Below are 12,781 nucleotides of genomic sequence, written 5' to 3' on the forward strand. Positions count from 1 at the left end.
CCCGGTGACTCGCCCCCGCTAACTCTGCCTCCTGTGCCGCCCGGCGACACGGCGCTTCACCGCAAGTGTGACCGGAACCGCGCCGGACGTCACCAAGCCGAGCGCGAGCAGCGCGGCAGGCGCCGTCTCCGCGGGCGTCTGGGTGGGCGTCTCGGTGACCCTGGGTGTCTCGCCGCCGCCCGTGTTACCGCCACCGCCACCGCCGCCGTCGTCGGAGGACGGGGTGGGCTCCCTGGTCGGATCCGTCGGGGTCTCCCTCGGCGTCTCGCTCGGCGGACTCGGCGGGGGCGGAGTGGACGTGGTCGCCGTCTGCGAGGGCGATCGTGGAGGCGGTGCGGGGTCGTTGTCCGACTTGCCGCGCAACGTCTCGTCCGGCGTCGGCGTGGGCGTGGCCGCCCTGGTCTTGGTGGGAGGCGGAGGAGGCGGGGTCGACCTGCGCACCGGCTTCTTGGTCGGCGTCGGCGTCGCGGTCTTCTTCGCGGCGGCGACCGTCGGAGAAGGCGTCGGCGTCGAGGTCGAGACAGGCGCGACGGTCTCCTCGGCGGACGGCTCCTCGGCCGAGGGCTCCGCCGTCGGCGACTCCGACGGCGAGGGGGCCTCGATCAGCGACATCGCGGGTGTGGCAGGGGAGGTCTGCGCCCTCAGCGCGGGATCGTCCTCGCCCGAGGTGAGCATCACGGTGGCGACCGTGCCGATCACCACGACGAGGCCGATCCCCACCAGCATCTTCACGCCCAGCTTCGCCACGATGCCCTGCGGCTCGGCGAACTCCGTCTCAGCCAGGGTCGTGGTGGCGTCCAGCGCCTCCTCCCGCGTGCCGAGGAAGGGCACGAGCAGCAGTCCCGCGAGCCTGGCCAGGCGGCGCCTGCCCCGCTCCTCCCAGTCGGGACCGTAGGCCCTGGCCGCCACGACCTCCAGCTCGTCGAGGAAGGCCTCGGCGGAGGGCGGGCGCTCCACAGGGTGCTTGGACAGGCCGCGCTCGATGAGCGGCTGCAGGGCGTCGGGCACCTCGTCGATCGGCGGCGGTGTCGCGTGGTGCTGCCTGGCGAGCGCGGCGACCGTGGCGGCGCGGAAGGGCCGCATGCCGGTCAGGCACTCGAAGAACACGATCGTGGCCGCGTAGACGTCGCTCGCGGCCGTGGCGGGTCCGCCCGACCACTGCTCGGGGGCCATGTAGGCGGGCGTGCCCGCCGAGTTCGCGCCCTCGCCCTGCCGTACGGCGATGCCGAAGTCGACGAGCTTGCTGCTGCCGTCGCCCTGCACCACCACGTTCTCGGGCTTGAAGTCGCGATGCACGACGCCGATCGCGTGCGCCGCGGCCAGGCCCTTCAGCGCGCCCTTGAGCACGGCCAGAGCCGACTCGGGACCCGTCGGGCCCTCGGAGTCGAGCAGCGCCCGCAGCGATACGCCGTCGACCAGCTCCATGATGATCGCCGCGCCCTCGCCGTCCTCGACGTAGCCGAGCAGACGGGCGTTGTACGGGCTGCGCATGCTGCCGAGCATCCGCGCCTCGTGCCTGAACCTGGCCACGAAGCCGACGTCGTCGCGGAGCCTGTCGGACAGGTACTTGATCGCGACCTCGACGCCGTCGTGGTCGCGTGTGGCCAGCACCACCCGGCCCGAGGCGCCAGAGCCAAGCTCGCGCACCTCGGTGTAGCCGGGGACCCCCCACCGGTCCATCAGATCACCTCTGATCCCTCTGGGCCCCCACCCACCTCAGACGGATCGTAGCCTAATGACCGTCACTCTCGCCCGGAACAGAATTGTCAGTATCTTCTTGTCCGGAATGGCCGGGACGAGGCGTAGCGGTCTCGGTCTGCGGTTCGCAGGCGGGCGTCTTGCCGCCGGCGGAGTCGGTGCCGTTGGCCGCGGCGGGGCTGGTGGCCGCCGTCACGGCCCACGCCGATCCGCAGGAGAGCTCGGGGAAAGTGAAGCTGACGGTCCTGCTGTAGGAGGTCTGGCCTGACAGCTCGACCGACTCGCTGTGCCGGACCTGTCCGCCGAGGCTGAAGGCGACGCTCAGCCGTGCCGGCTGGACGCCCTCGGTGCCGACGGTCACGATCGCGGTCGCGCGGCCCCGCGCGTTCATCGAGGCGCGGGCGATCGAGACCTGCCGCACCCCCGCCGGGCACGGGACCGCCGCTTTGGCGGTGTCCTGCCTGTCGCCCGCCCGTACGGTCACCACGACCGTCCCGCCGCACGGCCGCTCCCCGAAGGTGTGGTCGAACGCGCCCGTGTAGGTGGTGAACCCCGACAGGGAGAGGGTCTTGGCGGCCACTTGGTCGCCGTTGAGCGCCATCGTGGCGGTCACGGGTACCTTGCCCGTGCCGCTGGTCTGGACGGAGATCCGCGCGCGTGCGGCCCGCCCCGGCGCCTCGGCCATGTCGAGTGAGACCCGCAGCCCCGTGACGGTCGTCGGGCACGCGGGAAGCGCGGCCCTGACGGTCTTCGCGCCTCCCGCGGCGGCGGGCGAGGTGGAGACCGTGAGCGCGACGGTCTTGCCGCACCGCCGCTCGCCCAGGCTGTGGCTGAAGGCGCGGGTGTAGGTGTTCGCGCCGCTGACCCGGGTCCTCTCGGTGTGCACGACCTGGCTGTCGACGGCGAACCGGGCGATGATCGTGACGGGTCCCGTGCCGGTGGTGCGCAGGGAGACGGTGGCGGCGGCCAGGGCGTCCGAGTTGACCGACAGGCCACCGACGTTCAGCGCCGACACGGCCGTCGACGGCGGCGGCGTGGGAGTGCTGGGAGTGGGTGTGGGCGTCGGTGTGGGAGTCGGCGTAGGGGTCCGGGTGGGCGTGGGTGTGGGGGGCGGGCTGGTCGTGTCGCCGGGGGGAGCGGCCGTGGCAGGGGCGGAGGTGGACGGCGAGGGCGGACGGGTCGTGCCCTGGTCGGTGCTCGATCCCGCGCCGCCGGGCTCGTCCGTCGGGTCGCCGCCGCCACTCGGCTCGGGAGTGACCGACGGCGGCGTCGCGGGGCTCGAAGGTGCGGTGGAGGCCGGGGTCGAGGGCTCCGAGGCCACCACCTCGATCGCCGTGGGACGCGGCGACTGCCTGCCGGCCAGCACGTAGCCGGTCACGCCCGCGGCCACCACGACCGCCGCGGAGCCGGCCAGCAGCCGCTTGCCGTGGCGCCTGGCCGTGCGGCCTGTGCCCCTGAAGACCGTCTGGAAGAACGAGGAGCTCGTGGCAGGTGGCGGAGTCTCGGGTTGCGGCAGCAGCAGCGCCAGCAGCGCCACCAGCCCGGCCAGCAGCCGCCTTCCGCGTTCCTCCCATTCCTCGCCGTAGGCCGCCAGCGCGGCCCGCTCGACCTCGGCCACGAACGCCGCCGCGCTCGGCGGGCGCTCGGCCGGGTCCTTGGCCAGGCCGCGCGAGATCAGCTCGTGCATGGCCTCGGGCGCGTCATGGACGGGGACGGGCGCGTGCAGGTGCTGGTAGCCGAGGACGTGCGACTCGGTCGAGCGGTAGGGCCTGTGCCCTGTCAGGCACTCGAAGAAGACGACCGTGGCCGCGTAGACGTCCGTCGCGGGGGAGGCGGGCCGGCCCGACCACAGCTCCGGCGCCATGTACGGCGGGGTGCCCGTCGCCCGCGTGGCGGTGCCGTGCCGTACGGCGATGCCGAAGTCGACGAGCTTGCTGACCCCGTCGTCCCTGACGATCACGTTCTCCGGCTTGTAGTCGCGGTGGACCACGTTCGCCGCGTGCGCCCGCTCCAGGCCGAGGAGCGAGCCCTTGAGCACGACCAGCGCCGCCTCGGGACCCGTCGTGCCGTTCTCGCGCAGCAGGGCCCGCAGCGAGACGCCGTTGATCAGTTCCATGACGATCGCGGCGCCCTGGGGCTCCTGGATGTACTCCCACATCCTGGCGATGTGCGGATCGACCAGCGTGGTCAGGACCTCGGCCTCGGCCCTGAAGGCGGCCAGCACTCCTGGCTCGTGCCGCACCTGGTCGGACAGGTACTTGATCGCGACGCTGACGCCGGTCTCGTCGTGCACGGCGAGGACGACCCTGCCGCTTCCACCCGCGCCGAGCTGCCGTATCTCGGTGTAACCGGGGGCACTCCAGTCCATGGCGCTCTCCCATCAGGAGTCTGGCCCACCTGATGAGACGTATGAAAGACCGTCCTGGTTTGCCGTCAACGGTCCTTAATGTGGGCGGGTGTCGCAGTCCCGTCCGGGAGCACGGGGTCGGGCACAGGCGCTGCCCACGAGCTGACCAGCGGGAGCACGCCGGCCCAGATCGGCAGGGCGTAGTCCTCCTCCTCGTCGTTCGGGGGGCCCTGGCGCAGCTTGACCGAGGCCTCCTCCAGCGACAGCGCCAGCACCGCCGTGGCCGCCAGCTCCTTGCGGGTGGGCCGCCTGGCGTAGTCCCACTGTCCCGGCGCGAGCTGCTCGGTCAGCGCCCGCAGGCCCGCCATGCGCTCCTCCTCGTCGGTGACGAGCCTGGCCTCGCCGTAGATGATCGCCGACCGGTAGTTGACGGAGTGGTTGAAGACCGAGCGGGCCAGCACGATGCCGTCGACGTGGGTGACGGTGACGCATATCTGCTCGCCCTGGCCCGCACGCAAGGAGCGAGCGCCGGTGGAGCCGTGCAGGTAGAGGGTGTCGCCGATGCGGCCGTAGCCGGTGGGCACGACCATCGGGTGACCGTTCAGCACCACGCCCAGATGACAGATGAGCCCGGAGTCGAGCACCTCGTAGAGATCGTTCCTGTCGGTGCTGCCGCGGTGCTTCTCTCGGCCGAGCGTCGTGCGGGGTGTGGTGGAGAGCATGCGCTCACGGTATTGAGATAGTGGACCTGTCGTTAATGTCCACTAATAACCGCTTCGTGGAGACCACTTCCTTGCGCACGCTCGTTGACCTGCCCGTCTCCCTGACCAGGGACTCGGCGGTGCCGCTGTCCGTGCAGCTCGGCGACTGGCTGCGCGATGCCATGCGCGCGGGCGCCCTCACCGCGGGGGCGCGCCTGCCGTCCTCACGAGGGCTCGCGGCGCAGCTCGGCGTCAGCCGTACCGTGGTCACCGAGGCCTACCAGCAGCTCTACGCGGAGGGCTGGCTCGACGGCCGTCACGGCTCCGGCACCTACGTGGCCGACCTGTCGGAGGAGGCGCCGCGCGCCGCGGCCGTCCCCGCCGCCGCCGTGGTCCAGCCCGTACGGCGGGAGCTCCAGCTCATCGACCTCACCCCCGGCGACCCGTGGGTGAAGGACTACGACGTGGCGGCGTGGAAGCGGGCCTGGCGCAAGGCCGCCGACCTGCCGCCGGGCGACGCCCCCGACCCGTACGGCCTGCCGCACCTGCGCGAGCTGCTGGCCGAGCACCTGCGCAGGACCAGGGCGATCGCCGTGGGCCCGGAGAACATCCTGGTCACCAGGGGCACGGGCAACGGCCTCTTCCTGGTCGCCATGGCCCTGCTCGGCCACGGAGCGAGGGCGGGCGTCGAGGATCCCGGCTACCGGGTGGCCCGCAACGTCTTCGCCGCCAGGGGCGCGACGATCGTGCCGTGTCCCGTGGACGAGGACGGCGTGATCGTCTCCTCCCTCCCCTGCGACCTGCGCGTCCTCTACACCACCCCCGCGCACCAGTACCCGATGGGCGGCCGGCTGCCCATCCCGCGCAGGGAGCGGCTGCTAGCGTGGGCGCGCCGTACGGGGGCGGTGGTCGTGGAGGACGACTACGACGCCGAGTTCCGCTACGACGTGGCCCCGCTGCCCGCCCTCTACGGCCTCGACCCCGCACGCGTGGTGCTGCTCGGGACGCTGTCGAAGTCGCTGGCCCCCGACGTGGGGGTGGGCTGGCTGGTGGGCCCGCCCGAGCTGCTGCGGAGGATCGCCGCCATCAGGGACGACCTGTCCGACCGCACCAGCGGCCCCGTCCAGCAGGCCGTCGCCACCCTGCTGGAGCGCGGCGACCTCGACAGGCACCTGCGCAGGATGCGGCTGGAGTACGCCCGCCGCCGCGCGGCCGTGGTGGAGATCCTCGGCCCCGTCTGCCGCCTGCGCGGCGACACCGCGGGGCTGCACGTCCTGGCCGAGCTGCCGCCCTCCGCGGTGCGGGGCATCGTCGGCTCGGCGGCCTCCGCCGGCGTCCTGCTCGACACGACCGCCCGTCACCACCACGGCGAGTCGCAGGTGCACGGCCTCGTCATCGGGTACGGCTCCGCCTCGCTGGCCGACGTGCGGCGCGGCTGTCAGATCCTCGCCGGCCTCATCCGCGGGCTGGAGTGAGCCTCCGCAGCACGGGCAGCGCGCGGTCGGCGTAGAGGGGGTCGACGGGCAGCACGTGCTCGGCCCACCATCGGGCGTCGCGGGGGGAAGGGGAGGGGGTCGTGAACGAGGGGGCGTAGTCGTCGTAGGGAGGGGCGTAGAGGTAGCCGGTGACCACTCCGCGGCGTTCGAGCGCGGCGATGGCCTCGTCGCGCTCCTCCACCAGCAGCGGCACCCTGAACAGGGGCTGGTCCAGGTGGTCCAGGACTCCCTGCGCCACGCTCGGCAGCTCGGCCAGCCGCCGCACCCCGACCAGCCGCCGCGGCCGCCGCCGCGCGACCTTGGCCACCTTGCGGCCCTGATACCAGTGGGACAGTGGCCCTCGCCTGGCTCTATAGGAGTGGAGGTCGGCGCGGACCCACCGGTCGAAGGGCGGCAACGAGGGCACCGTCTTCATGGCCGACTCCAGCTCGGAGGCGCGCAGCGCGATCCGGTAGCCCTCGCGCTCCTCCTCCATGCCGAGCGCGCGCATCAGCGCCAGCGCGGGCCTGACCAGGTCGAGGGTGAGGGCCGCCTGCCGGGCCATCGAGCTGGCCACGCTCAGCGCCTCGGCGCGCAAGGACCCCGGCTGGAGGAGTTCGTCGCGGGCCTGCTCCAGCGCCGTGAAGTCGGCGGCCTCCTCGACCGCCAGCACACCGCCCGAACCCGCGCCCGCGTGCTTGGAGAGACTGAACACCCCCGCCGCTCCGAACGTCCCGAGTGGGCGTCCCTCGACGGTGGACTCCATCGCGTGGGCGACGTCCTCGATGAGGGTCTTGCCGCGGAAGGCGGGCAGGTCGTCGGGCAGGCCGTACAGGTTGGTGGTCAGCACGGCGTCGACCTCGGACAGGTCCACGCGGGAGGGGTCGATGTTGCCGGTGCGGCGCGACAGCGGCGCGATCACCGGCCGCAGGCCGGCGGCGAGCACCAGAAAGAGGATCTCGTCGGCGGAGATCGGCGACATGAGCAGCCGCTGTCCAGGGACGCAGAAGTGGCGCAGCGCGAGGTAGAGGCCGAGCCTGTTGGAGGGCAGCGCGAGGCAGCGCCGGCCGGTGCGTTCCTCGAGCGCGCGGGTGGGGCTCACGCCTGCAGCGCCGTGCGCAGGCGACCGTAGGTCTTCAGCGCGCGGTCGGCCGTCTTGAGCAGGACCGGGTTGGCCATGACCGCGCCGCGCGCCTTGCGCACGGGAACCCTGATCATCCAGTGGACGCCCGCGCCCGCGCTGGCGCGCGCGACCCTGCCCTCGGCGACCTGGAGCTCTCCGGTCTTGAGCTTCTCCTTGTACTCCTTGGCGCCCCTGCCCATGTCGATCAGCTTGATCCCGGCGGCGGCGGCGGCCTCGGCCATCGCGAGATGGTGGATCAGGCCGGGCGAGGACTTGGCGAAGGCGGTGTCGTAGGCGGGGAACCAGCCCACGAGCGTGTTCCTGGTGCGCAGGCCGAAGTGTCCCGCCATCGGCACGCCGTCGACGTAGACCATGTCGAGCACGCCGGCGAAAGTCTCCGTCTGGGTGGCGAGCAGGCGCTCGACCAGCTCCACGATCCAGCGGGTGGCGAACCTGTCGGTGCGGCCCGTGCGGCGGTACTGGTCGGTCTTCCAGCCCAGCAGCGTGCGCAGGGGCGCGGGATCGGTGCTGGCGTAGTCGTGGCGCAGCGGCCCGACGTCGCGCTGGAGCTTGCGCGACTTGGCCAGCGTGCTCTTGTACGTCTTGCCGGAGTTGGTCGTGAGGTAGTCGGTGTAGGCCGCCCACCCCGCGCTCAGATCGATGATCGGCGAAGGGTGGAGCTCGTGCCGCTCGGCCAGCATGGGCTGGCCCGCCACCAGGTGGTCGAACTCGAAGACGCCCAGCCCGCAGCCCTTGATCAGCGTCTGGGCGTCGATCTCCACCTTGGCGTGCTTGACCATGCCCTGGGCGTCCGTGAGCCCTGCGGCCACGGGCTTGCCGATGCCGAGCGGATGCCGCTCGAAGGGGAAGAACCCGACCACTTCGTTGCCGTCCTCGACGACGGCGACGCGGGTCTGGTCGCGCGACTCGCCTACCGCGATCGTGAACTCCGGCGAGAGGAAGGGATTGTCGTAGCACGGCTCGGCCTCCTGCAAGGCCCGCCACCGGTCCACTTCCGGCTTCCCGAGATCACGGGGGTGAACAAGAGTGATGCGCATGGGCTCCTACTGGGGTGTGCGGTCCCCGACCACCATCCGCCATTGTCCGAAGTGGATGAGAGTCCTCTTCATGAGCAGATCATGCGTGGCGGTGTACAGCAACGTTATTGGATGAGCGGGTGTGGTGGACCACGCCGGCGCTCAAATTTAGGGAACTCTCATTTTGGCAGCGAGAACCGAATCGAGTTCTAATGGGGTCCCATGACGGTACCTGGCATTGACTGGCCGCGCCTGGTCGCGTGGATGAACGAGCACGCGCCCTCGGCGGGCGCGCCCGTCTCGGTGTCGCTGATCTCCGGCGGCAGGTCCAACCTGACCTATCTGGTCGAAGCGACCGAACGGCGCGTGGTGCTCCGGCGGCCCCCGCTCGGTCACGTCCTGCCGACCGCGCACGACATGCGCCGCGAGTGGCGGGTCATCTCCGCTCTGTACGGCACGCCCGTCCCGGTCCCGCCGCCCCTCGCCTTCTGCGCCGACGACGAGGTGATCGGCGCGCCGTTCTACCTCATGGGCCACGTCGAAGGCGCGGCCGTCCGCAGCAGGGACGAACTGGGCACGCCAGGCGTCGAGGAGACCAGGAAGCTGTCCGAGCGACTGGCCGAGGTGCTCGCCGAGATCCACGCGGTGGACTACGCGGCGGTGGGCCTGGCCGACTTCGGCCGCCCCCATGGCTACCTGGCCAGGCAGCTCGATCGCTGGTGCCAGCAGTGGTCACGCTCAGCCGACCGCGACGAGCCCGTCTACAACCGGCTCGTCGCCAGGCTGCGCGACCGCCTGCCTGCCACCTCGGCCTCCACGCTCGTGCACGGCGACTACCGGCTCGACAACACGCTGGTACGGCTCGCGCCACCGGAGATCCGCGCGGTCGTCGACTGGGAGATGTCGACGCTCGGCGACCCGCTGGCCGACCTCGGCCTCACGCTGACCTACTGGCAGGACCACGGCGACGACGAGCGCGCCTCGATCCCCGTGGCGGGCGACGTCACCCTCGCCCCCGGGTTCCTCAGCGCCGCCGAGTTCGCCGCCCACTACGCCAAGGTGTCCGGCAGGGACCTCGCCGACCTGGACTTCTACGTGGCGTTCGGCAACTTCAAGCTCGCGGTCATCGTGGAGGGTATCCACGCCAGGTTCCGGCAAGGTAAGACCGTGGGGGAGGGGTTCGAGCGCATCGGCGGCGCCGTGCCCGTCCTGCTCGCCCGCGCCCACCGCGCCCTCGACAGGGGTACCCCGTGATCTCGTCCAGCGACCAGGCAGGCGCACCAGCGACAGCGAAGGAGACCCGATGAGCAGCGTTGTCCTCATCACCGGAGCGGCCAGCGGCATCGGGGCGGCGGTGGCGCGCAGGATGGCGGCGGGAGGCGCGCGCTGCGTGCTCGTCGACCGTGACCAGGCCGGCCTCGAACGCGTCGCCAAGGAGGTGGGCGGCGTGTGGCTGGCGGGCGACGTCAGCGACCACGAGACCTCCCGGCGCGCCGTCGACCTCGCCGTCGAGACGTACGGCAGGCTCGACCTCGTCCACCTGAACGCGGGCGTCTCCGGCGGGGTCGACCTGGCCGCCTTCGACCTGGAACGCTATCGCCTTACCATGGGCGTCAACGTGGACGGCGTGGTCTTCGGCGTCACCGCCGCGGTGCCCGCGCTGGTGCGCTCGGGCGGCGGCGCGATCGTCGTCACTGCCTCGCTCGCCGGTCTGGTCGGCTTCGACGGCGACCCCGTCTACACGATGACCAAGCACGCCGTCGTCGGCCTGGTCAGGGCCCTGGCCGCGCCGCTCGCCATGGAAGGGGTCAGGATCGGCGCCGTGTGCCCGGGGTTCACCGACACCCCGCTGGTCGCCGGGCAGCGGGAGATGTTCGTCGGCGCCGGATTCCCCCTGCTGACCGCCGAGGACGTGGCGGGGGCCGTGGAGTCGGCCTTCTACACCGAGGAGCCTGGCACTCTGCTGGTCGTTCAGCCAGGCCGGTCGCCGGTTCCCTACCGTTATGCTGGGGTCCCCGGACCGGCAGGGGGACAAAGGCCACCGATTCCCAGCTAATCGCTAGACCAAGTTTCAAGCGTTTTGCAATCGGTCCGAATACCTTGGTGTTTGAGCCGGGCACTACGACCCGGCTTCGTCGTGTGGAACGCTACAGGAGGCTTCGGGTGATACCGACGAACGGCCGTCACGCGCACAGGCGCTCACCGTGGCCGATCGCCCTCGCAGCCGGAGTCGTCGCGCTGGTCCTCGTCGCGGGGATCATGATCTACGCCGGCTCCAGGACCAAGGCCTCCGGTGAGCAGAACACGATCCCGCCGTCCCAGGCGGCGCCCACGCTGTCGCCGCCGCCGGTCACGCAGGACTGGCCGCGCTGGGGCGTCACCCACACGCAGTACAGCGCCGACCAGGAGCCCAAACAGGTCAGGGACCGCGCGGCGGACATGCTCGGCCGTGAGCCGATGCTGCAGAACCAGCACATCATGGGCTTCGGCGCGGGCAACCCCGAGCCGAGCCCGGGCAAGTACGACTTCCGCGAGCTCGACCGGCGGATGAAGCTGATCTCCGACTCGCGGGGCATCCCCATCATCACGCTGTGCTGCGCGCCCGACTGGATGAAGGGCGGTACGGCGGGCCGTACCGACTGGGCGAAGAACGCGACCACCGCGCCCAGGCGCGAGCACTTCGACGACTACGCCAAGCTGGCCGCGACCGTCGCCAGGCGCTACCCCACCGTCAAGCACTTCATGGTCTGGAACGAGTTCAAGGGCTTCTGGAACCAGGCCACCAACACCTGGGACGCCGAGGCCTACACCGAGCTCTACAACAAGGTCTACGACGCGCTCAAGCAGGTGAGCGCGGACATCAAGGTCGGCGGCCCCTACGTGCCGATCGACCACCACGGGCCCGTGGCGGGCGGCTCGCCCGTCAGTGGCGAATGGGGCATGGCCGACCGGCGGGTGCTCGGCGCCATCGAGTACTGGATCCAGAACAAGAAGGGCGCCGACTTCATCGTCGTCGACGGCGCCACCATGACCAAGGACCAGCCGCCCACTCCTGACGAGTTCAGCGCGACGGCCAAGTTCTCGGCGATCACCGCATGGCTGCGGCAGCAGGCGCCCGACCTGCCCGTGTGGTGGGCCGAGTACTACATGGAGCCGCAGAACACCGGCTGGACCGAGGAGCGGACAGCCGCGGTGCAGGCCACGGCGATGATCGAGTTCGCCAAGAGCGGCGTGACCACCGCGCTCTACTGGAACCCCCACAAGAAGGACGCGCGGGAGTGCCACGGCTGCCTGTGGGTGCCAGGCCGCGGTGCGGAGATGCCGATGGCGGGGCTGCTCAGCGGGTTCGTCAAGTGGTTCCCCGCGGGGGTGAAGGTCGAGCAGCCGACGTCGAGCGACCCGAAGGTGCGCGCCCTCGCCCAGCCGGAGCAGATGGTGATGGTCAACACCACCAACGCCCGGCTGACGGCGACGGTGGACGGCAAGCAGTTCACCTTCGGGCCGTACGAGATCAAGTGGAGCCCGCGCGGCTCCACCTCCTAGATGGCCTTGAGGACTAGATGGCCTTGAGGAACCCTCCGTCGACGACGAACTCCGCGCCCGTCGTGCTGGCCGAGCGAGGCGAGGCCAGCAGCGCGATCACGTCGGCGACCTCCCTGGGCTCGACGAGCCTGCCCGTCAGCAGGTTCATCATCTGCGGCGCCACCGTGTCCATCACGCTGTCACGGTCGGAGCCCGTGGCGCCGGCGAGGATGTCGGCCGCACCGCCCTCCTCCGTCCACCACGCGGTCCTGACCGGGCCAGGAGCGACGGTGTTGACCCTGATGCCCTGCGGCGCGTACTCCTCCGACAGCGCCTTCGACACGTTCAGTAGGGCCGCCTTGGCCGCCTGGTAGTCGACGTTCATCGGGCCGGGCTGCCTGACGGCACCGGTGGTGACGTTGACGATCGAGCCGCCGCCGCGTGCCAGAAGGTGCGGGACGGCCGCCCGTACGGCACGCACGACCGCGAACAGGTTGAACTCGAACATCTCCCGCCAGTCGGCGTCCGACGGCGTCATGAAGGCGAAGCGGGGCAGCTTCACGCCGGGCGGAGGGCCACCGGCGTTGTTCACCAGGATGTCGAGCCCGCCGTAGACCTCCACGGCCCGCTCCACCGCGGCCGCGGGCCCCTCGGGGTCCATCAGGTCAAGGGCGGCGTGCGTCAGGTTCGCCCCCGCCAGCGCGTCGAGGTCGGGGTTGCTCTTGCGCGAGACGGCCACGACCTTCGCCCCCTCCTCCAGGAGGGCCTCGACGGTGGCGAGGCCGATGCCCTTGGAGGCCCCGGTGACGACGGCCACGCGGCCGGAGAGCTGCAGATCCATGAGTGTGCCTTTCAGCGAATGCGTTTGCACCCTCTGA

The 12,781-nt window shown here is 71.5% G+C and carries 10 protein-coding genes; 4 read left to right on the forward strand and 6 right to left on the reverse strand.

Annotated features, from left to right (window positions below; translation table 11 throughout):
* Window positions 1–18: 18 nt before the first annotated feature.
* From AB0B45_RS07675 to AB0B45_RS07685, 3 genes are all read right to left on the reverse strand, one after another.
* Entirely contained in the window at window positions 19–1,680 is a 1,662-nt protein-coding gene (locus tag AB0B45_RS07675) for a protein kinase (protein ID WP_358126913.1), read from the reverse strand.
* Window positions 1,681–1,732: 52 nt separating this feature from the next.
* Window positions 1,733–4,066 (reverse strand): protein kinase, encoded by a 2,334-nt coding sequence (locus AB0B45_RS07680; protein WP_358126915.1) that lies wholly within the window; start codon window positions 4,064–4,066, stop codon window positions 1,733–1,735.
* A gap of 65 nt (window positions 4,067–4,131) precedes the next feature.
* A complete protein-coding gene (locus AB0B45_RS07685) occupies window positions 4,132–4,767 on the reverse strand; it encodes a pyridoxamine 5'-phosphate oxidase family protein (RefSeq protein ID WP_358126917.1) in 636 nt (211 codons plus the stop codon).
* Window positions 4,768–4,838: 71 nt separating this feature from the next.
* Here AB0B45_RS07685 and AB0B45_RS07690 point away from each other — a divergent pair, with 71 nt between their 5' ends.
* Window positions 4,839–6,221, forward strand: a complete 1,383-nt coding sequence (locus AB0B45_RS07690; protein ID WP_358126920.1) for a PLP-dependent aminotransferase family protein — start codon at window positions 4,839–4,841, stop codon at window positions 6,219–6,221.
* On the opposite strand, the gene AB0B45_RS07695 is transcribed toward AB0B45_RS07690, so the two are convergent.
* Both AB0B45_RS07695 and AB0B45_RS07700 read right to left on the reverse strand, forming a co-directional pair.
* The gene (locus AB0B45_RS07695; protein WP_358126923.1) at window positions 6,202–7,323 is read right to left on the reverse strand and encodes a DegT/DnrJ/EryC1/StrS family aminotransferase; all 1,122 of its coding nucleotides are present in this window, start codon (window positions 7,321–7,323) and stop codon (window positions 6,202–6,204) included. The genes AB0B45_RS07690 and AB0B45_RS07695 overlap by 20 nt on opposite strands.
* On the reverse strand, window positions 7,320–8,402 hold the full coding sequence (locus AB0B45_RS07700; RefSeq protein WP_358126926.1) for a GNAT family N-acetyltransferase: 1,083 nt from the start codon (window positions 8,400–8,402) through the stop codon (window positions 7,320–7,322). Before AB0B45_RS07700 ends, AB0B45_RS07695 begins: the two co-directional genes overlap by 4 nt.
* 201 nt (window positions 8,403–8,603) lie before the next feature.
* On the opposite strand from AB0B45_RS07700, the gene AB0B45_RS07705 reads away from it, so the two are divergent.
* The 3 genes from AB0B45_RS07705 (at window position 8,604) to AB0B45_RS07715 (ending at window position 11,924) form a co-directional block, all read left to right on the forward strand.
* The gene (locus AB0B45_RS07705; RefSeq protein ID WP_358126929.1) at window positions 8,604–9,635 is read left to right on the forward strand and encodes a phosphotransferase family protein; all 1,032 of its coding nucleotides are present in this window, start codon (window positions 8,604–8,606) and stop codon (window positions 9,633–9,635) included.
* A gap of 49 nt (window positions 9,636–9,684) precedes the next feature.
* Window positions 9,685–10,437, forward strand: a complete 753-nt coding sequence (locus AB0B45_RS07710; protein WP_358126932.1) for an SDR family oxidoreductase — start codon at window positions 9,685–9,687, stop codon at window positions 10,435–10,437.
* A 107-nt stretch (window positions 10,438–10,544) separates the two neighbouring features.
* Window positions 10,545–11,924, forward strand: a complete 1,380-nt coding sequence (locus AB0B45_RS07715) for a xylan 1,4-beta-xylosidase (RefSeq protein WP_358126936.1) — start codon at window positions 10,545–10,547, stop codon at window positions 11,922–11,924.
* A 13-nt stretch (window positions 11,925–11,937) separates the two neighbouring features.
* Here the strand turns inward: AB0B45_RS07715 and AB0B45_RS07720 are convergent, their stop codons facing one another.
* The gene (locus AB0B45_RS07720) at window positions 11,938–12,744 is read right to left on the reverse strand and encodes an SDR family oxidoreductase (RefSeq protein ID WP_358126939.1); all 807 of its coding nucleotides are present in this window, start codon (window positions 12,742–12,744) and stop codon (window positions 11,938–11,940) included.
* Between the last annotated feature and the right edge of the window lie 37 nt (window positions 12,745–12,781).

Source organism: Nonomuraea sp. NPDC049152 (genome assembly GCF_040648355.1).
In the GTDB taxonomy this organism is placed as follows: domain Bacteria; phylum Actinomycetota; class Actinomycetes; order Streptosporangiales; family Streptosporangiaceae; genus Nonomuraea.